The following is a 20190-nucleotide window of genomic DNA, read 5'->3' as shown; positions in this document are numbered from 1 at the left end:
TCATGATAAAATACAAGCACGTCTCAATAAACAAACTCCAGACCATAAGCAAACGCAGTCCAACCATTCCATGCAACGCTCCAATGGCGGAAAGGGAGGCAATGCACGCAACATCCGTTTGCAATGGGCACAGGAAACATTGGATATTTTAGATAAAGGGCAATACACTTCGCCTGACGGGCAACAGCATCATATTGCTGAGGACATCGCCCATTCGGTACAGGATGCCGTCTTATATCGTCCCAACCGTCTTCCTGAAGTAGAGCAAATGGCGCAACAGCAAATTGCCGAAACCCAAGCAGCACTTACGTCAGGCAACGGATTTGCAACGATGGAATGCACGAATGAATCGACTTTGCAGGCGGCTGCAAGGTTAGTCAATGACGAGCATAAGCAGCATGTACTGGCGTTGAACTTTGCTTCAGCACGCAATCCGGGTGGCGGATTCCTTGGCGGAAGTCAGGCACAGGAAGAAAGTCTGGCACGTTCTTCATCTCTCTATCCTTCGATTGTACAAATGGAAGAGATGTACACCCATAATCGCCGTGAAAAAAGCTGTCTCTATTCGCATTATATGATCTATTCGCCAGATGTGGTGGTATTCCGCGAGGATGATGGTCAGCTGCACAACCATCCGTATACTGTATCCATGATCACGTCGCCGGCGGTGAATGCAGGAATTGTACAGGAACGCGAAAAAAACAATGTGGCTCGGATTGAAACCGTAATGAAGGAGCGCATCCGTTATATTTTGGCAGTTGCTGCAGAGCAGGGTGAGCGTCATCTAGTATTGGGTGCATTCGGTTGTGGCGTATTTCGGAATGATCCATCCGACGTGGCGCGCTGGTTCCGTGACATTTTGGTGGATGAGCAATATGCAGTTCTATTTGAGCATATTACATTCGCTGTATTGGATCGCTCACGCAATGGTGATGTCATTCGCGAGTTTCGCAAAGTATGGTCATCTTGAATGACTATGTTGGTTGAAGATTGTACTTCTATTGCTCTGGGACAGACAAGAGTATCGCTGATCATACAGCGGTATGATTGTTTGTTTCAGAGTTTTTTTGTATTGGGATGGAGGATGGAGGAGAGCTGCATATCAATCTTTGGAAACTTCATTGTAAAAATCGGAACTTGAACCTCTTCAAATTTTAATTATAATATACGTAATATATGTGATAAATATAATAACAAGAGATATTGTTTTTCTTAGATTTAGGCTGCGTATAAAGGAGGTTGTGTCAATGGTTGGTACATCGGTCGTTCATCCATCTCATATCATGCCAATTCAATTTGGTTTCCAGTTAGAAACTAAATTTTATATGGAAGATAATGTGACGCGAAAGCCTGATCAGCCGGTACTGTATTATGAATTTACGAACGGTGAGCAGACAGAAGTCATTCATGTCGTACCGGATGGGTGTGTGGATGTGTTATTTCTATGCGATGCTGCTCAGCCAAAGGCAGAGATTTGCGGAAGTGTGTTGGCGGCAAGAGTGATGCGATTTCAGCCGGGAACACGCTATTTTGGCGTACGTTTTTTGCCGGGGCATGGGATTGGTGTCATTCCGCTGAAGGCATGGGTGGAGCAGCGAGTTGCTTTGCAGGATGTATTTGCGTTGCCGGATGAGTACATGCAGCGAATATTTGAAGCACAGCATTTTCAGGAGCGAGTACAGTGGTTTGCCACGCTGTTTCTGCCGCTGATGATGTCGAAGCCATTGCCAGAACTGGTGCAGTTTTGTCTGAATGAGATGACCGCATGTCGTGGCAATGTGACCGTCAACGATCTGTCCATGTATACCGGTTATTCGACTCGCTATTTGCGTAAAAAGTTTGAGGATTGTGTGGGCTTTTCACCGAAGCTGTTTGCCCAGACGGTTCGGTTTCAGCATGCACTGCATATGATCATGAGTAACGATGTGGATCTGCTGGATATTGTGCATGAGCAGGGATATTATGATCATTCGCATTTTGTGAATAATTTCAAAAAATTCAGTCATCTATCACCGCATCAGCTGCGATTGGAATGGAGCCAGCGCAAATTAATCACTGAGCTAGAGTTGCTGTAAAACATGTAATCCGCTGTGGATGGATGTACAAATCGTATACTAAAATCATATGATCAACATCTGCAAACAACGGTTACTTTGATGGTATGATTGATCAACAGACGAAGTTTGGGGTCAGCCGATGTATTGTATTGGAAAAGTGGAAGATAACCTTTGTAGTGAAATCGCGCTGGCTTAGCGATAAAGCCCGGCATGGTTGTTCAGAATGCTAATGAACAATCATTCCGGGCTTTTTTGGTGTGATTTGGAGAGACATATTATATGCACAGCATCATAATAGATCGGTAAAGAGCATGGACAAGGAGACGCACAGATGCAGCGTAGTGGATGATTGCATTATGGAGCAGTAGCTTCCGTTTCTGCTTCGGCAATAGATTCGCCAGCATATGCATAAACGGATGGACGATACAGTTTGAGCCAGATTCCGATGCAGACACCGATAACAGCTACAAGAGCCAGCGTGAATTCCATAAGTAGCGGCACAGATGAGGCGCTCGTACCTACAAGTGAGGGGAAGTTGATAATCGTAATCAGAGTAGCGGCAAGCAGACCGAAGGCGGACAGGAGCGGAGCGATTTTGCTATGCCAGAGACGACGATCCTTGCCTGTACGGATAAAGAACGATACAATCGCAAATCCGACCACCGTATATAGACAGAGCAGACCGAGACATGCCATCGCTGATAAGTATGCAAAGGTTTGTAGAAACGGGTCCCATCCGGCTGCAATCGTTAGTCCAATAAAGATCAACGACAGCACACTAAGCAGCAATCCGGCAACATGCGGGGAACGATGATGGGTGTGTAGCCGAGCAAGGGCGACGGGCAATACACCAGAGCGTCCCATCGAGAATAGATAACGGGCAATGACATTATGATAGGCAATCAGCCCAGCGAAAGCGCTAGTTACAAATAGCGAGCGAAGCACCCATACCGACCAGATACCCAGATGATTAGCCGCCAGATCGGTAAACAGACTGGCAGGATCAAGACCTTGGGTGAGAATCGTATTCACTTTGGTCATAACCCCTGTTTCACCCCAGCCGATCACGATGCTATAGCTGATAAACGCATACAGCAATCCAAGAATACCGACCGCTGTATATGTAGCGACGGGGATGGTTCGATTCGGATGTTTGGCTTCTTCTCCATAAATTACAGTAGCTTCAAACCCAATAAAAGCACCCATACAATACATAATCGCAATGCCCGGTGAACCGCCAAAGATGACATCCATTCGGAATGGTGCGGCTGTATAGCCTTCGGATGTACCAGTTGTGAGCGCAGCAACGGCGATAATGAGCAGGATAATCACTTCCATGATCATGCACACCCCAAGTAACTTGGCGCCCACATCTACTCGGCGATACCCAAGAATACCAACGATCGCGCAGCAGAGGATCGAGTACACCCACCAATGTAGATGAATCCCAACTTCCATCAATAATGAGTTGAACGCATTGCCCACTAGTCCGTATAACGCCAGCAGTAATGCACAATAAGAGACGATTGCTAGCAGACTGGCGCTGATGCCAGAAATTTTGCCCAGCCCTTTCGATACATACGCGTAAAAAGCACCTGTATTACGTACGTGACGACTCATTGATGTATACCCGACCGCGAATAACATCCATAAAATCAGTGCCAACACATAAATGCCGGGTGCGCCAATGCCATTCCCCAATCCCATAGAAAACGTAAGAGTACCCATCAACGCCATCAACGGTGCAGCTGCCGAAATTACGAAAAAAACCAGTCCCGGTACTCCCAACGCGTCCGGCATCAGTGATGTTTGCTGCCGATTATCTTGTTGTACATTCGTGGTTGTTTGTTCCATCTTCATTCCCCCTTCAATGTACTGCATGTCTTCCTTGTTTTATTATGTACATCCCTTGTGATCCAAGATTGTAAAAAACGGAATATATGTTAGTTTAGTTAACGTAAAAGCGATATTTTTTTGAGTTGATCCCATTTTTACAATACATAAACCTCAGATATTCGATATGATTTCAACACAAGAAGTCAGAAAACATGACTTTATATATGAGGAGGAACGAAACATGTCGATTAAACTTGAAGCTGTTACACATCCACTGGAACCATTGACGGCGCTTGAATTGGAGCACACGATTGCGATTTTGAGAAAGGAAAAGGAATTGGATGAGCATTATCGCTTCGCTAGTGTCAATCTATATGAGCCGCCCAAAGCACAGGTACTGCAATACAAGCAGGGAGATGTGCTAGAGCGCGAAGCGTTTTGCATTCTATTGAACAATCGCGATGGACAAACGTATGAAGCTGTCGTATCGGTAACAGGCGGGCATATCGTTTCGTGGGAGCATATCCCCGGCGTACAACCTTCCATCATGGCGGATGAGTTTATGGAGTGTCAGAACGTAGTGAAGACCAATCCTGATATGATCGCTGCGTTAGAGCGTCGCGGATTGACTGATATGGATAAAATTATGGTTGATCCGTGGTCAGCTGGACATTTTGGACATGAAGAAGAGGAAGGAAGACGGATTGTGCGGGCGCTCAGTTACTATCGGACGTCGGAGTTTGATAATCTGTATGCTCGTCCAATCTCTGGACTGTATGCGCTGGTAGATCTGAATCATATGGAAGTGATGAAGGTAGTGGATCGGGAGATTGTACCGCTGCCCCCACTGGATGGGAATTATACAGCAGATGCAGTTGGACCACTGCGCAGTGATATACGTCCGCTTGATATTATTCAGCCGCAGGGACCTAGCTTTACCGTGCAAGGGCATGAGATTGACTGGCAAAAATGGAAGGTGCGCTTCGGCTTCACTTCACGCGAGGGTCTGGTGCTGCATACGGTTAGCTATAACGATCAGGGACGAGAACGTCCGATTCTGTATCGTGCTTCCTTATCGGAAATGGTAGTGCCATACGGCGATCCGACGGAGCCGGTGAACCGTAACAATGCTTTTGATGCGGGCGAATATGGTATCGGTATGCTTGCCAACCCGCTAGAGCTGGGCTGTGACTGCTTGGGAGAGATTCAGTATTTTGACGCTCATTTCTCAGATAGTCAGGGCAATATTATTCAGATTAATAATGCAATTTGTTTGCATGAAGAGGACTTTGGGATTGGCTGGAAGCATACAGACTGGCGTACTGGTCATGTAGAGGTACGTCGTTCACGTCGGTTGGTACTGTCCAGCATCTCCACAGTAGGCAATTATGAGTACGGATTTTTCTGGTACTTTTATCAGGATGGGTCGATCCAGTTTGAAGTGAAGTTGACGGGTATTCTGCATACCGAAGCGATTCAACCGGATACACGTTATCCTTATGGCAATCTGATTGCGCCACAGCTGTTTGCTGCGCATCATCAGCATTTCTTCAATGTACGTATGGATCTGATGATTGACGGTATTAACAATTCTGTGTGCGAGGTCAACACCGTGTCGATGGAAAAAGGACCGGATAATCCGTACAGCAATGGCTTTTATCCGGTGACGACTACCTTCCGTAAGGAGTCCGAAGCAATTCGTGATCTGGATTTGCGAACAGCGCGCTATTGGAAATTCATCAATCCAAATGCAAAAAATGCGCTGGGTGATCCGGTGGGCTACAAGCTGTTTGCTGGGGAAAATGCGTATCCGTATGCGCATGACGATTCACCGCTGATGAAACGGGCGGGTTTCCTCAAGCATCATCTGTATGTCACTCCATTTGACCCAGACGAACGGTATGCGTCTGGCAGCTATCCGAATCAGCATGCAGGTGGCGATGGTCTAGAGCATTGGGCAGCAGCGGATCGTGAGATTGAGAATACCGATGTGGTGGTCTGGTACAACATGGGGCATCATCATATTACACGTCCAGAGGACTGGCCCGTGATGCCGACAGCGTATATCAGCTTTATGCTGAAGCCAACCGGATTCTTTGACCGCAGCCCAGCACTAGATGTACCGCCGTCGCCATCGAAGGCACATGGTCATTGTCAGCATCATCATGGATAAAGGAGGGGATACCGAATGGAGAAAACGAGTGCATGGTCTGTGCATGACAGTACTATATCCGGTGGAATACGCAGGAAAGGGATGTCTCCGCTACAACTGGTATCTTCGTTACTACCTGCTCTGGTTATCGTGGTGCTGCATGCCATTCATATGCTGATTTTGCCTGCTTTGGCATCGTCGATGGTGATGATGGGACATGGAAGTATGGACATGAGTGGGAGTGGCATGAGGGTGAATGGAAGCAGTAGTATGCAGGGGATGGATCATAGCTCCATGAGCGATAACGGTGGTTATCCGATGAGTAGTGCAATCCCGTGGATGGAGATTGTGATGGGAGCGATCTGGATCATTTCCATTGCTAGCATCCTACAGGCGGGATACCAGCTATGGAACATGCTACGCAAGAAGCCGACGGTGAAAATGAATTATATTTGTGCAGGCTTTTCATTGGTATCGCTAGGTGTAGCTGTCTATAGCATTGTGATCATGCTCGAATAAAGACAGATATAGCAGTACATTGGAGGAGAAAGGAACTATTCAGATGTAGGGCAGTAGTATGGATCAATTGATGCAAAAGGTAGGCATGTAAACGCAGAAACCGTATCAATATAATGAAGGCTCCATGTTTCCGGCGAACATATTGCTGAACGAAACATGGAGTTTTTGCTGGACATATTACTTTTTGATACACAATCAAGCCGTTCACCCGTTCACCCGTTCACCCGTTCACCCGTTCACCCGTTCACCCGTTCACCCGTTCACCCGTTCACCCGTTCATGAAGTGGAGGGAAGAACATGGAAACGACCTCCCATTTTTAAAGTGTATACTAATAAAATTATTTCAATGCATGAAAAATTCATAATAGAGAAAATAAATCTACGCACCTATCCACCACTACCATCCGCAGCATGAGTATATTCTCTTAAACCTATTCATTGTATGCGCGTCGAAACCGATATTCTATCCATGCAATTTTATTTTGAAAAAAAGGTAAAATAAAACATAATTATGTGATAGAATACACTGGAACACATAACTAACTGATTAACCTAAACAAAAAGACATACCGTTACAAAACCATCATACAGACAAAGGGGTTCACACAAATGAATACGATGAAAAAAATGTTCGCAGGCATTGTTACAGCAGCACTGATCGCAGGTACAGGCGTAGCTGTATCTTCTCCGGTTCAAGCTAAATCTTCGCAGCAGGTATCTGGCTTTACCAATGTAAAAGGTGTCTTTTACAAAAACTGCACGGCTGTTCGTAAGGCAGGCAAAGCGCCACTGTACAAAGGCGAACCCGGATACCGTCTGAAGCTGGATCGCGACAAAGACGGCATCGCTTGCGAATAAATATCAAAATAACAAAAGCTCCAGCAGATCAGGTGAAATTCCTGTCTGCTGGAGCTTTTTCTATTGGTATATCTAAGCTACATCCAATTATCGCGGTAACTCTAGAGCAAAGGTACTGCCTGTCGACGAGCTACGTCGTAGCAGCAAGTCGCCGCCTTGCGCGCGGGCGAGCAGCTGACTGTAAGTCAAGCCGAGACCCAGACCGCGAACGCTGCGTTTTTTCTTTTCACCACGGTAAAAACGCTCGAAAATATGATACTGATCTTCCGGCGCTACACCAGAACCATTATCTGTCACTTCCACATGCAGCCTATCATTATCGGCAAACATGCGAATCGTAAAACGAATGCAACTTGAATGATCAGCAGCCTGAAAGCCGTTATTCAGCAGATTGACGATGATTTGCTGGATACGCAGTGAATCGCCCGTCGTATACATTGGCTCTGCGGGTAAGTCCAGCTGAATATCAATCTCATTCATCTCATGTGTTAATTTCCACTGGTGTGCGACTTCGCGAATTAACAGCTGCAAATCCAGCTTATCACGGCGCACTTCTACACTGCCAGAGGCGAAGGCGTTGTAATCGAGCAGATCGGCGACCATACGCTCCATCCGGTCAGATTCCTTGAGCGCAATATCGAGAAACTCATGTGCTTCATCGCCGGATACGACATCATCGCGTACCGCCATCATCAGACCCTTGATCGATGTCACTGGTGTTTTCAACTCATGAGTGACACCAGCAAGAGAGAGGGCGCGCCATTCTTCCAAATGCTTGAGTCGCTGTGCCATTTCCTCAAAAGAGGAGACCAGTTCTTGAATCTCCGTTTCTCTCGTATGAATATTCAGCTTGACGTCGTAATTACCAGCGCAAATCTGCTGCGCGGCTTCTGCTACGCCGCCAAGTGGACGGGACAGCTTGCGGGAGAGCAGGTAGATTGTCAGCCAGCCTGCTAGAATGAGCATACCGAGCAGAACGAAGATAAACATCAGTTCTTTCGGGCTGTAGGTCAGTGATTTTTTGGATTGTAAAATGCTGACCTGACCAATCTGCTGATTGCTGCTATTGTCGATAGGCGTGTTGATCGACATAAAGCGCTCATCGCGCGCTTGGCTAAGATCGTCGGACAGCTTGTTGTACATTTGTTTTTCGGTAATTGCTGGACGCGAGAACATCAGATTTCCCTGCTTATCCGTAATAATCAGGCAGGTCCCATCGTCGATGTTGAAGAAGCGCAAGCGATTTTTGATAATGTAATCCAGATTGGGCGGAATGCTGATCTGCCCAGACGATGTGGTAACCCGGTCAGCAACCTCCTGACCGAGCAAGCCCGCCGTCCGAATCCGGTTATCCATTGTTGTATCGCGCACCCAATAGATGGCTGCCAATGCGATAATGACAAACCCGATACAGAGAATAATAAAATAGCGTATCGTCCAATAGGACAACAGCGAGACGGTACGCGTCGGCTTCACTCGTTGATCCAAAATTGATACCCCATTCCTCGTAAAGTGCGAATCTCGCCCACATCGGACGACCAGTTGGACAGTAGCTGGCGTAGCCGTTTGACCGACAGATCGACTGCACGGTCACTGCCTTCGTAATCCATGCCCCAGACTTGTTCGATCAGATGATCGCGTGTAAAGGTGCGGTTCGGATATTCCGACAGGAAGAGGAGCAGCGACAGATCCCGCGGACTAAGACCAACCTCCGCACCGTTCAAATAAGCGCATTTGGCAGCATAATCAATCACTAGATTGCCAAAGTGACGCTTGCTATTACGGTCGTTCATATACGGTCGGCGACGCAGCACGGCATTGACGCGCGCAACTACTTCTTCGGGCATAAACGGCTTGGTCATATAATCATCAGCACCGCCGTCTAGACCACTCAGTCGATCCTCAATTCCATCGCGTGCCGTTAGCATAATGACAGGGCAGGCGCCTTGTTCACGGATCAGCTGCAACAATTCCCAGCCATCCATACCCGGCAGCATCACATCCAGTAAAACGAGTGCAGGACTATGCTGCTTGAACAACTCCAATGCAGTGATGCCATCCGCAGCATGAACTACCTCAAACCCTGCCTTTTTTAAATAAGCGGATAAGACGCGGGCAATCCCCGGTTCGTCTTCTACAATCAAAATCAAATTCATCTATTCAGCGACTCCTTGCCGAAGCAGATAACAACACTCCGGTAATATAACCTGTGTTAGCAGAGGGTACATTGTAATCAGTATTTCACCCGTCTACTTCCTTCCATTGTACAGGCACAGCAAATCCAGCGGCAATATAAACCGTGGATTGATTGCATTATATAGCAGGGAAACAAAACAATCTATATATAAACTTAGATATTTCACATACTCTTTTAAATTTGCAAAAAAAATAAATCTATCTTCTAGTTGGACATATTCTCGACATATTGGCTTCGTATACTGTGCATATCAAAGAAAGCAAAGGAGAGTACATGATGAACAAAAAGACAAGGAACTGGTTAATCGCCATTGTAGCAATTGTTGTGATTGTAGGAATCGGAGGCTACACTTTTCTGAAAAGCTATATGGGTAACAATGTAGCTATCGAAAGTGTTGTACCAACTGAAAGTGCGTCCGCAGAAGGCACAACATCGACAACGACTGGTCAGAGTGTAACGGGAAGTGAACTGAACGGCAATTGGGCAATCAATGAATCTACGTCCAAAGTATACTTCTCTGTAACGACTTCGCAGGAAACGGTTAACTTTGTCGATAACAAAGTTAGTGGTACATGGAATGTGAATGTAGACGATCCATCCCAAATGACGAGTGAAGGTCAAATCGACATGAGCGCCATCGATTCCGGCAACTCGCAACGTGACGGTCACGTCAAAGAAGCGGACTTCTTCGATGTAAGCCAATTCCCGAATGCAACCTTCAAAGCGACTTCATTTGAAAATGTACCGACCGAATGGGCATCCGGTGCAACCAATGAATTTAAAATGACAGGTACGTTGACAGTAAAAGGTGTAGAAAAAGAAGCAACCTTTGATATGAAAAGTGTATACCAAGATGGTCAATTGCTACTGTCTGGTACAACAAAAGTTACCTTCGCCGACTTCGGCATGACGAACCCTCACTCCGTTGTACTGAGCACAGAGAACGACATCAATGTTCAGCTGGAATTGGTACTGGATAAAAAATAAGATATGTCAGAGAGAATGGAATATCCTTCAACATATTTGATGTAACCTCATAGAAGAAAGCCGGATAACGAGCCTGTCGTTGTCCGGCTTTTTTAGTTGAGCAGATTTTTTTGTATAATGGAATGAATTGGAATTTTAAGATTTCTATATTAAAGGAGGGAATGGATTGAAAAGATATGCAATAACAGCAAGTATTCTGATTCTATTAATGACAAATGTATCTGATGCGAATGCGATGCGCTTAAACCAAAACCATTTAGAAGATATTACGACACAATTGGCAAGCTATAGTAGGGACGTTTCTGAAACAGGATCAGACTCCCTTTCTGAATTGATTAGTCATTCTATTCAAATGGAGTATCAAACGGATATTGATACGCAGACAATACATATTGAACAGCAAAACGATAATGCAGGGGCAACTATATTGTTGTACACATTTCGTCATCATAGCGTGAATTATATGGGCATAATGCTAGCTGGTCTTCATCAAAATAAATGGTTTAAATTGAGCAATTTTACGCAAAAACAGTATGGTGATGTGAGAGTTCAGCCTAGCAACTCTGGGGGTGTACTAAGTTTACCTTTTCCTCATTCACGCAAAGTTATGTACGATGCCTTTTATGGATATGTTCATGATCCTAATATCCGACAGGTACGTTTAAAGTTTACCGATGGAACGGTAGCGATTATTCCACTTGAGCAAGGACAACTATATTATATGAATGCCATAGTCGAGTTCAACAGAACAGGTTCTAAATATTCAGGTAGAGTGCTGGATCGGATCGAAATGTATAGCATCAATGGACAGCGATTATACAATCAGCACTAAATGCTATACATCTAGTAAATCTATGCTTTTATATGGAACTCTTATGAAATGATTCATTCCTATTCTCAAATTTTCATAGTCAAAACATCAGCACCATACCCTCTCAAAATTCATATTTGCCTGGTCGTTAACTAAGATGAAATCCCTTGCTATGAAAGGATTCCTGTTGTATATACAGCAAGGTTACTACACAGTAAATGTGTCGAAATCCAAAAAAAAGGGTAATTGCCGTATGACCCATCAGCGCATCGGTTATTTAAAATCAAGCTGATTTGCAGCATGTTTCATTCATGTTCTCATACACATGCGATTTATACTTTGTTGATTAGGAGAGGGGATTCAATGAGTAAAATTATTTTTGTATCTAACCGTTTACCTGTGACTGTGAAAAAAAACGAGTCCGAACTTCAATACAGCAAAAGTATCGGTGGTCTCGCTACCGGTTTGAAAAGCTACCATGAGCAGGGTGACACCGTTTGGGCGGGCTGGCCGGGTATTGCAAGCGACAATCTGAATGAAGACGAACAGAAACAGATCAACCAGGAGCTTCAAGATGAATACAACTGTTTGCCAATCTTCCTGTCGGACGATGAGATTGAACAGTATTATGAAGGCTTTTGTAACGAAACGATCTGGCCGCTGTTCCACTACTTTACGAATATGACTGAATATAACGAAGAAACGTGGGAAGCATACAAGCGTGTGAACCAGAAGTTCTTCGATTCGATTGACGATATTATCGAGCCGAATGATACGATCTGGATTCATGACTATCAGCTGATGCTGCTGCCACAATTGATTCGTGAAAAATACCCGGATACGCAGATCGGCTTCTTCCTGCATATTCCGTTTCCTTCCTTTGAAATCTATCGCCTGCTGATCTGGCGTGAAGAGATTCTGCGCGGTCTGCTCGGTGCGAATCTAATCGGCTTCCATACTTATGATTACGTGCGTCACTTCCTGAGCAGTGTACGTCGACTGCTAGGTAAAGAACATAACCTGTACAAAATCAATTACGAAACGTATTCCGTACAAGTCGAAGCATTCCCAATGGGCATTGACTACGACTTCTTCGCCAAATCGTCTGGTACAGACAATCTGTCCAACGAGGCACGCGACTTTATCGAAAGCACCAAAACGGTACAAAACATCATTTCCGTCGACCGTCTGGATTATACGAAAGGGTTGCCTGAGCGTATCAAAGCGTTCCGTCAATTCCTGCAAAAATATCCAGAATACCATGAAAAAGTACGTCTCAATCTCATCGTCGCTCCATCTCGCGTTGGTGTAGAAGCGTACGATGAGCTAAAAAATGAGATCGAAGGTCTGGTCAGCTCGGTTAATGGTGAATTTGGTACATTGAGCTGGATGCCAGTTTGGTTCTTCTTCCGTACATTCAGTCAGGAAGACCTGATCGCCTTTTACCGGAACAGCGATGTGCTGCTCGTTACGCCGCTGCGCGACGGTATGAACCTCGTTGCCAAAGAATACATCGCTGCACGTAGCGATTACAAAGGCATGCTGGTTATGAGTGAAACCGCCGGTGCTGCTAGTGAACTGGGCGAAGCAGTAATCGTCAATGCTAACGACTACGGCGCGATTGCAGCTGGTATCAAAACCGCGCTGGATATGCCGGATCACGAGAAAATTGAACGCAACAAAATGCTGCATCGCCGCATTTCGCGTTATAACGTGAAATTCTGGGCGGACGAATTCCTTGAAGCACTCAAAGCTACAGCGGAATCCCAAGTCGAAACGAAAGACGTGGTCGATATTCGTTCCGAGCCGTCCAATGTGGAAAAAGCATACAATGAATCGCAAAAACGCGTGCTGTTCCTTGATTACGATGGCACACTGGTTGGCTTCAAGCCAACGCCAGATCAGGCGAAGCCGGATGAGGAGCTGCGTACCATTCTGACTGAATTGTGCGAAGATCCGAACAACACAGTCGTTATTATTACTGGTCGTGACCGCGATGTCATGCAGAACTGGCTAGGCGATCTGAATCTGTACATTATCGCTTCTCATGGTCTGTGGTTGCGTGAACCGGGTGGCGACTGGAAGATGACGATGAGCGTGGACAACGATTGGAAAGAATCGGTGCGTCACGTACTCGAAATGTACACTGACCGTACACCGGGTTCTCTGATTGAGGAAAAAGAATACTCGCTCGCATGGCATTATAGACAAAGTGAGCCAGAAATGGCAGAACTGAAGCGTAATGAATTGCGCGAAGCGCTCATTTCGATCACCCAGTCCATGAGCCTTGGTATTTTGGAAGGCAACAAGGTACTGGAGATCAAGGATACGCGTATGAACAAAGGTCACGGTGCGCATCAGATGCTGCAAGGAAAAGATTACGACTTTATCTTCGGTGTCGGTGATGATCATACGGATGAAGACCTGTTCACCGCAATGCCAAAGGATTCGTTCTCGATCAAGGTGGGTGCAGGCAATACCAATGCTAACTACCGCCTAAAATCGTTCCGCAATATTCGTCAGCTGCTCAAGCGTTTCATCGAATTGAGCCGCAAGGAAACCAACGCAAGCAAATAAGAAGCATGAACAAAGCAGAAGCTGCCATCAAGGCGCTTCTGCTTTTTTGCTATAGGATATGGTGGCGTGATAGGCAAGCAGTTAGAATCCTGCCGTAAATATTCGTATTTTATCCTTTCCGTATGAAGCAAGTCGCGCTATGATAGAAGATGTGAATGCAATTATTGAAGCGTATACATACACGCGGGTAGGGGGAAATGAAGATGAGTATTTTGACATCCAAAGCGGCAGATTATGTACAGCAGCAGCCGGTACAGGATTTGCTGGTGAAATTATATGGGGAAGAGGAACGTTCGGAGCAGACGAAGCGCTACGAACAGCTGTTAGAGCAGTTTGGACAGCATTTTGGAGAGCAGCAGGTTCACCTGTTCAGCGCATCAGGACGTGTGGAGATTGGCGGCAATCATACCGACCATAACCACGGTAAAGTACTGGCAGGCAGTATCCATCTGGATACGATCGCAGCCGCGGCATCGACCGAGCAGCAGGAGATCGTATTTGTATCCGAGGGATATGAAGGCGAATTTCGTGTGAATCTAGATGATTTGAGTTCTGGTCAAAATGAAAACGCTACAATCTTGCTCGTGAAAGGCATCGTTGACGGATTTGTGCAGCAGGGTTACAAAGTAGGCGGATTCCATGCGTATATCACGACGAATGTGCTGTCTGCATCCGGTCTAAGCTCGTCTGCTTCTTTTGAAATGCTGATCGGGGCTATTCTTAACACATTGTACAATGAAGGACAATTGGATGCGGTAGCATTATCGAAGATTGGGCGTTATGCGGAAAATCGCTATTGGAACAAGCCATCTGGCTTGCTGGATCAAATGTCTTGTGCGTATGGTGGACTGGTGTCGATTGATTTTGCCGATCCACAACAACCCGTCATCGAAGCGGTGCCGTATGACTTTTATGAAAAAGGCTATTCACTGCTGATCGTCAGCACAGGCGGAAACCATGCCGATCTGACGGAGGATTATGCAAGCGTGCCAAACGAAATGTTCGCCGTAGCCAAACAGCTGGGCGCAGAGGTATGCCGCGATATTACGTTGGAGCAGGTATATGCGAATCTGCCAGCGTTGCGTGAGCAGGCGGGAGATCGTGCAGTTCTGCGTGCGATGCACTTCTTGGAGGAGAATGGGCGTGTAGATCAACAGGTGGATGCACTACGTCGCGATGATGTAGAGGGTTTCCTGAAGCTGCTGACCGCGTCCGGTAACTCGTCGTGGAAATGGCTGCAAAACTGCTATCGCGATTCGGATCATCATGATCAGAGTGTAGCGGTAGCGCTGGCGATTACTGAGGTATTCCTGCAACGTATCGGTGACGGCGCATGTCGTCTGCATGGCGGCGGATTCGCTGGTGTCATTCTGGCAGCAGTGCCAAATGAACATGCTGCTGCCTATGAGCAGACCATTAAGGACACGCTGGGTACTTCCATTTTCCGTGTACGTGTGCGTGAGCATGGCGCGTTCTGTCTGAACGATCTGCTGGAAGGGTAAGCGAGTATCATTCCATATAACGAAAATGAGATATAACAAAAAGGATGGCATCCGATAAGTAGGATGCCATCCTTTTTTATGTTCAGACTCGCTTGTAGTCGCTGCTCTGGTCATAGAGCTGAATACGTATGCTTCTCCATGCTTCTGCTCTGATCCATATTGAGCAGTACTCATTCCTCTCTCGCGCCATGACTCAATGCATCCAGCTGCTGTTCAATCAGCGTCAGATTATCATTGTCAAAGCAAACGAAGCGGATATGCGTCACACTGCCATTGCCAGTTTCCGCATATTGCTGAACAACGTGTACGGCAATCTTCGCAGCTTCCGACTTCGGATAGCCGTAGATGCCTGTACTGATATTAGGAAACGAAATACTTTTCAATTGATGCTCATCCGCCAGCTGTAGAGAGTGGACATAGCAATTACGCAGCAAATCCGGTTCTAGCTGATCGCCGCCGTTCCATACGGGACCGACGGTATGAATGACATGCTTTGCTGGCATATGCCCCGCCGTGGTAATCACCGCTTCGCCTGTTGGACAGCCGCCCTGACGGTCGCGGATGCGGTAGCAATCCTCTAGAATCGCTGAACCGCCTGCACGATGAATCGCTCCATCCACACCGCCTCCGCCCAGTAGACTAGAGTTGGCAGCATTGACGATAGCATCGACCTGTTCACGCGTAATGTCTCCTTGTACTGCTTCAATGGTAACCCCATTAATGACAAGCTTCTTCATAGGATCTCCTTTCCGCTAGTAACATCGCAGCCTTCTGCTATCAACAGTTCTTATGCTCAACCTATGAACATTCATCCTTCATTGATCCACACATCGCCGTTTTTGCAACAACGGTTAGCGCATCGGTGCGAAATCGCTGATTTTCTCCATAATACTGTCGATCTGTTCTAGCGTTTCGGTGTTCAATGTTATATTTACCGCTTCTACATTTTCATGAATCTGCTGCGGCTTGCTCGCACCGATAATCGCAGAGCTTACGCCCGGTTGACGCAGTACCCAAGCCAATGCCAATTGCGATAAGGTGACGTCCATGCTTGCAGCTAGATCGTTCAGCTCAGCGACTACACTTAGCACATCGTCACGGAAATAGCTGCGGATTACCTGATTGACCGAATCGTCAGCTGCACGCGTACCGGATGCTGGTGCTTGCCCCGGCTTGTATTTGCCAGTCAATACGCCTTGCGCCAGCGGGGAGAAGACAACTTGACCAAGCCCATATTGCTGGGATACTGGCAATACTTCCTGCTCGATATAACGTTCAAACAGATTGTAGATTGGCTGATTCGCCGCGAGTGGACGCAGACGCAACCGCTCACCGATTGCAGCAGCCTCGGTAATCTGAGTAGCTGACCATTCACTAACCGCAGCATACAGAATTTTCCCTTGTGCTGTTAGATCGTCGAGTGCGCGCAGTGTTTCTTCGGTTGGTGTCTCCTGATCAAAGCGGTGACAGAAATAAATATCAATATAATCCGTACCCAGTCGCTTCAGACTGGCTTCGCATTGCTCCATAATATGCTTGCGTGACAGACCACGATCATTGGGTCCATCGCCCATAGGGAAAAAGACCTTTGTGCTTAGTACATAGCTAGAGCGCTCATAGCTTGCCAGCGCCGCACCAATTGCTTTTTCGCCTTCACCACGATTGTAAGCGTTTGCCGTATCGAAAAAATTAATCCCTGCTTCAAAGGCGGTGCGGATGCACAGATCGGCTGCCTGTTGTTCAGCGGCTGTGCCGTACGTTAACCAGCTGCCCAGTGAGATTTCACTAACCTTCAAACCAGTGTTTCCTAGATTACGGTATTTCATTCCTACTCACACTCCCTAATATGTAGATAGATAAGGTGGCGTATGGTACAAAATGGTACAAAAGCCACCTTAGCCATCATCCGCCAAAATATTGGTTTCGTCAATGGTTGGACAGGACTATTCCTGCTCAGGCTTCGATGGAAAGTACGCCCCAGCCTGCAATTGATCTACAAAATGCTGTAACCATTCATAATATTGCTGTGCATGTTGCAGCTTATGTAGATCGCGCAGACCGGTTTCGCGTTCTTCGGCAGATGTATCGTGAGCGAGAATCAGTTGCGATAATTGCGGAATGACCTGCTCTAGACTGGAGGTCATCACATCAATCTCACGCTGTAACCGGCTACCGAAGAAGTTTTGAAAGGTTTTAAAATAATCGGTTTCCGCTTGATACTGATCGCGGCGATCGCGCTTGTCGTCCAGCTTGGTAATCATGCGCGACTGCACGAGAGAGCGCACGGCATAGCTCATATTGCTTTTGCTCATATTCATGCTATCCTTCATCTCTTCCAGCGTCATCGGTCGATCTTCAAAATACATAATACCGTACAGCTCGCCAAATGAATGATTCACACCGTACAAATCCATCGTCTGCGCAATAGAGTCGATGATTTCCGCACGTAACTGTTGATGCTTGGATGAATGAGCCATATTCGTTTCCTTCGTATCCTGTACATTTTTTTCCTTTTCCACCATAACACCTCGTATATGATCTGAATATGCCAGAAATTGAGTATACATTTTACAATATTCACCGATAGTTTAACACTGTTTTGACTCATTGTCGTGTAATGGAGTGTACAATAATTTTTGTACGGAAGATCAAAACGAAGTGGAAAGCTGTCAAAGACAAAAGGATTCAATGAAATTTGAACACGGGAGTGGAGAGAGTGAAATTGAAATGGATGCGGGAGGGCGAGGCACTGCTGTTTACGATGCCAGCGGTCATACCATTGCTTATCTTCTGGCTAGGTCCGCTCGGATACATATTGTATTTAAGCTTCACGGATTGGGACTTTATGAGCCCAGACAAGGAATTTGTCGGCTTGGGCAATTACAGCTACTTGCTTGGCAATCCTGACTTTTACCAAGCGCTCAAGGTGACGCTGCTATTCGGTCTGGGCAGTGTGCTACCGATTATGATTGGCGGATTATTGCTGGCGCTACTCATGAACAGCAAGCTGCGCGGTTCCGGTATCTATCGGGCGCTGATCTTCTCGCCGTGGGTTACGCCGACGGTAGCGGTTTCGATTGTCTGGTCGTGGATTTTTCAGCCGGATGTTGGATATGCGAACCATGTACTAAGCTGGTTTGGCATTGCAGGTATTGGCTGGTTGCAGGATTCACATTGGGCGCTCATTGCTGTGCTGATCGTGACGCTGTGGAAGTCGATTGGGTGGGCGATGATCTTTTATCTAGTGGCACTGCGTAATTTGCCAAACGATCTGTTGGAAGCTGCCTCGATGGATGGTGCGGGGGCATGGACGCGGTTTCGATATTTGACACTGCCGCTCATCTCGCCAACGACTTTTTTCTTAGCGGTCATTCTAATTATTCAATCCTTGCAGGCGTATGACCAGATTAATGTGATGACGCAGGGAGGACCAGCGGGATCGACGCGGACGTTGCTGTATATGTATTATCAGGCGGCTTTTGAAGCCTTTGACGTAGGGCAGGCATCGGCAGTAGCCGTCATTATCATTCTGATCTGCGTGCTGCTATCGCTAGTATCCTTTTTGCTTGGACGGAGGATGGTGCATTACCAATGAATACGACTAAACAGCGTTACCAAACCGAACACAATGCTAGCGGGTCATCACCACAACGCGACCTGCTGCTACAGCCGACTGTCAGTACAGTGGATATGGTATCTACTAACAGCTCTTCTTCTTTTACCAATCATGCTGCTCCATCGGATCAAGACAGCGGCAGGGAGCGCAAGCGGATGAGTGAAAAGCGTGCAGCATTCTCATTTTCTACGTGGGTTCGTTATGCGCTGCTCACAGTTGTGGCATTGACGATGGCGTTTCCGTTTTACTGGATGGTGATGAGTGGCTTGAAGACGAATGACGAAATCTTCCGCTTCCCACCAACCTTTTGGCCAGAGCAGATGATTTGGCGCAATTATACGGATGCGTGGCATGCGGCTCCATTTGCCCGCTATATGTTCAATAGTATGTTCGTTGGCGCGTCGATTGCGCTACTGCAGGTGATCAATTCGGCGATGATGTCGTATGCGCTCACTCATATGCAATTTCGGTTAAAAGGGCTGTTTACCGGCATGGTGCTGCTTGGCTATATGATCCCAAGCACAGCGGTGTATTTACCGAGTTATCTGGTGCTGAGTAAGCTGCATTTGCTGGACAGCTACAGCGGATTGATTCTGTCCAACTGTGTGAGTGTATTCTCGATTTTTCTGATTCGACAAGCGTTTATGCAGATTTCACATGAACTGGTAGAAGCCGGGCAGTTGGATGGTGCGTCCCACTTTCGTATTTTGTGGACGATGATCGTACCGCTGGCAAAACCGACCTTTGCCGTGATGATGCTGATTACGTTTATCGAGCAGTATAATAACTATTTCTGGCCGATGCTGATTACGAAGAGCCCCGATCTGCAACTCGTATCTGCTGGACTACGCAGCTTCTTTGTGGAAGGGGGAGCGTATGGACTGAAATGGCCGCAAATTATGGCAGCAAGCGCATTTACGATTGCACCACTACTGCTGCTGTTTCTATTTACCCAGAAGACAATTATGGAGAGCGTCAATATGTCCGCAGGTGTGAACAAAAGCTGAGCATACGGCGAATGCACCGATAAGCGGCAGGCAGTGAGAAATGCTTTGATCCATCATTCATTCAAATGAGA

16 protein-coding genes and 1 pseudogene are annotated in these 20190 nt (G+C 46.5%); 11 read left to right on the top strand and 6 right to left on the bottom strand.

What is annotated here, in order from left to right; all coding sequences use genetic code 11:
* Positions 1–70 precede the first annotated feature (70 nt).
* Both ABXR35_RS10020 and ABXR35_RS10015 read left to right on the top strand, forming a co-directional pair.
* Positions 71–970, top strand: coding sequence for a TIGR02452 family protein (locus tag ABXR35_RS10020; RefSeq protein ID WP_367061326.1), 900 nt, complete (start codon positions 71–73; stop codon positions 968–970).
* Between the two features lie 277 nt (positions 971–1247).
* On the top strand, positions 1248–2075 hold the full coding sequence (locus tag ABXR35_RS10015; RefSeq protein ID WP_367058990.1) for a helix-turn-helix domain-containing protein: 828 nt from the start codon (positions 1248–1250) through the stop codon (positions 2073–2075).
* A gap of 336 nt (positions 2076–2411) precedes the next feature.
* On the opposite strand, the gene ABXR35_RS10010 is transcribed toward ABXR35_RS10015, so the two are convergent.
* Positions 2412–3911 carry an APC family permease gene (locus ABXR35_RS10010; RefSeq protein WP_367058987.1) on the bottom strand — a complete coding sequence of 500 codons (1500 nt, stop codon included), beginning with the start codon at positions 3909–3911 and terminating at the stop codon, positions 2412–2414.
* Between the two features lie 223 nt (positions 3912–4134).
* Between ABXR35_RS10010 and ABXR35_RS10005 the strand changes: the two genes are divergently transcribed.
* The 3 genes and pseudogenes from ABXR35_RS10005 to ABXR35_RS09995 form a co-directional block, all read left to right on the top strand.
* Entirely contained in the window at positions 4135–6066 is a 1932-nt protein-coding gene (locus tag ABXR35_RS10005) for a primary-amine oxidase (protein ID WP_367058984.1), read from the top strand.
* 15 nt (positions 6067–6081) lie between these two features.
* Positions 6082–6564 (top strand): hypothetical protein, encoded by a 483-nt coding sequence (locus ABXR35_RS10000; protein WP_367058981.1) that lies wholly within the window; start codon positions 6082–6084, stop codon positions 6562–6564.
* Between the two features lie 744 nt (positions 6565–7308).
* A pseudogene (locus ABXR35_RS09995) lies at positions 7309–7422 on the top strand (excalibur calcium-binding domain-containing protein); the annotation flags it as partial.
* An 87-nt stretch (positions 7423–7509) separates the two neighbouring features.
* On the opposite strand, the gene ABXR35_RS09990 reads toward ABXR35_RS09995, so the two are convergent.
* Both ABXR35_RS09990 and ABXR35_RS09985 read right to left on the bottom strand, forming a co-directional pair.
* Positions 7510–8910, bottom strand: a complete 1401-nt coding sequence (locus tag ABXR35_RS09990; RefSeq protein WP_367058978.1) for a HAMP domain-containing sensor histidine kinase — start codon at positions 8908–8910, stop codon at positions 7510–7512.
* Positions 8895–9578, bottom strand: coding sequence for a response regulator transcription factor (locus ABXR35_RS09985; RefSeq protein WP_367058975.1), 684 nt, complete (start codon positions 9576–9578; stop codon positions 8895–8897). The genes ABXR35_RS09990 and ABXR35_RS09985 overlap by 16 nt, the downstream gene beginning before the upstream one ends.
* Before the next feature lie 314 nt (positions 9579–9892).
* Here ABXR35_RS09985 and ABXR35_RS09980 point away from each other — a divergent pair, with 314 nt between their 5' ends.
* The 4 genes from ABXR35_RS09980 (at position 9893) to ABXR35_RS09965 (ending at position 15496) form a co-directional block, all read left to right on the top strand.
* On the top strand, positions 9893–10606 hold the full coding sequence (locus tag ABXR35_RS09980) for a YceI family protein (protein ID WP_367058972.1): 714 nt from the start codon (positions 9893–9895) through the stop codon (positions 10604–10606).
* A gap of 166 nt (positions 10607–10772) precedes the next feature.
* On the top strand, positions 10773–11438 hold the full coding sequence (locus ABXR35_RS09975) for a hypothetical protein (RefSeq protein ID WP_367058969.1): 666 nt from the start codon (positions 10773–10775) through the stop codon (positions 11436–11438).
* A 342-nt stretch (positions 11439–11780) separates the two neighbouring features.
* The gene (locus tag ABXR35_RS09970; RefSeq protein WP_367058966.1) at positions 11781–13994 is read left to right on the top strand and encodes a bifunctional alpha,alpha-trehalose-phosphate synthase (UDP-forming)/trehalose-phosphatase; all 2214 of its coding nucleotides are present in this window, start codon (positions 11781–11783) and stop codon (positions 13992–13994) included.
* A 203-nt stretch (positions 13995–14197) separates the two neighbouring features.
* Positions 14198–15496, top strand: coding sequence for a galactokinase (locus ABXR35_RS09965; protein WP_367058963.1), 1299 nt, complete (start codon positions 14198–14200; stop codon positions 15494–15496).
* Positions 15497–15666: 170 nt separating this feature from the next.
* Here ABXR35_RS09965 and ABXR35_RS09960 read toward each other — a convergent pair whose 3' ends face one another.
* The 3 genes from ABXR35_RS09960 to ABXR35_RS09950 form a co-directional block, all read right to left on the bottom strand.
* Positions 15667–16233 carry an O-acetyl-ADP-ribose deacetylase gene (locus ABXR35_RS09960; RefSeq protein WP_367058960.1) on the bottom strand — a complete coding sequence of 189 codons (567 nt, stop codon included), beginning with the start codon at positions 16231–16233 and terminating at the stop codon, positions 15667–15669.
* A gap of 114 nt (positions 16234–16347) precedes the next feature.
* Positions 16348–17322: an aldo/keto reductase family protein gene (locus tag ABXR35_RS09955; protein WP_367058957.1), complete on the bottom strand. Its 975-nt coding sequence runs from the start codon at positions 17320–17322 to the stop codon at positions 16348–16350.
* Between the two features lie 117 nt (positions 17323–17439).
* The gene (locus ABXR35_RS09950; RefSeq protein WP_367058954.1) at positions 17440–18018 is read right to left on the bottom strand and encodes a GbsR/MarR family transcriptional regulator; all 579 of its coding nucleotides are present in this window, start codon (positions 18016–18018) and stop codon (positions 17440–17442) included.
* A gap of 209 nt (positions 18019–18227) precedes the next feature.
* Here ABXR35_RS09950 and ABXR35_RS09945 point away from each other — a divergent pair, with 209 nt between their 5' ends.
* Together ABXR35_RS09945 and ABXR35_RS09940 are read left to right on the top strand one after the other, a co-directional pair.
* Positions 18228–19091, top strand: a complete 864-nt coding sequence (locus ABXR35_RS09945; RefSeq protein WP_436669360.1) for a carbohydrate ABC transporter permease — start codon at positions 18228–18230, stop codon at positions 19089–19091.
* A 176-nt stretch (positions 19092–19267) separates the two neighbouring features.
* A complete protein-coding gene (locus ABXR35_RS09940) occupies positions 19268–20119 on the top strand; it encodes a carbohydrate ABC transporter permease (protein ID WP_367061323.1) in 852 nt (283 codons plus the stop codon).
* Positions 20120–20190 lie beyond the last annotated feature (71 nt).

This window comes from Paenibacillus sp. JQZ6Y-1 (assembly GCF_040719145.1).
In the GTDB taxonomy this organism is placed as follows: Bacteria; Bacillota; Bacilli; order Paenibacillales; family Paenibacillaceae; genus Saccharibacillus; species Saccharibacillus kandeliae.
The sequence above is the reverse complement of the archived record's forward strand: the minus strand, read 5'-3'. Positions and strand labels throughout refer to the sequence as shown.

Coding starts and splice junctions, on each gene's coding strand:
- ABXR35_RS10020 (WP_367061326.1), top strand. CDS start 71: ATGCAACGCTCCAATGGCGGAAAGGGAGGCAATGCACGCAACATCCGT.
- ABXR35_RS10015 (WP_367058990.1), top strand. CDS start 1,248: ATGGTTGGTACATCGGTCGTTCATCCATCTCATATCATGCCAATTCAA.
- ABXR35_RS10010 (WP_367058987.1), bottom strand. CDS start 3,911: ATGGAACAAACAACCACGAATGTACAACAAGATAATCGGCAGCAAACA.
- ABXR35_RS10005 (WP_367058984.1), top strand. CDS start 4,135: ATGTCGATTAAACTTGAAGCTGTTACACATCCACTGGAACCATTGACG.
- ABXR35_RS10000 (WP_367058981.1), top strand. CDS start 6,082: ATGGAGAAAACGAGTGCATGGTCTGTGCATGACAGTACTATATCCGGT.
- ABXR35_RS09985 (WP_367058975.1), bottom strand. CDS start 9,578: ATGAATTTGATTTTGATTGTAGAAGACGAACCGGGGATTGCCCGCGTC.
- ABXR35_RS09980 (WP_367058972.1), top strand. CDS start 9,893: ATGATGAACAAAAAGACAAGGAACTGGTTAATCGCCATTGTAGCAATT.
- ABXR35_RS09970 (WP_367058966.1), top strand. CDS start 11,781: ATGAGTAAAATTATTTTTGTATCTAACCGTTTACCTGTGACTGTGAAA.
- ABXR35_RS09965 (WP_367058963.1), top strand. CDS start 14,198: ATGAGTATTTTGACATCCAAAGCGGCAGATTATGTACAGCAGCAGCCG.
- ABXR35_RS09960 (WP_367058960.1), bottom strand. CDS start 16,233: ATGAAGAAGCTTGTCATTAATGGGGTTACCATTGAAGCAGTACAAGGA.
- ABXR35_RS09955 (WP_367058957.1), bottom strand. CDS start 17,322: ATGAAATACCGTAATCTAGGAAACACTGGTTTGAAGGTTAGTGAAATC.
- ABXR35_RS09950 (WP_367058954.1), bottom strand. CDS start 18,018: ATGGTGGAAAAGGAAAAAAATGTACAGGATACGAAGGAAACGAATATG.
- ABXR35_RS09945 (WP_436669360.1), top strand. CDS start 18,228: ATGCGGGAGGGCGAGGCACTGCTGTTTACGATGCCAGCGGTCATACCA.
- ABXR35_RS09940 (WP_367061323.1), top strand. CDS start 19,268: ATGAGTGAAAAGCGTGCAGCATTCTCATTTTCTACGTGGGTTCGTTAT.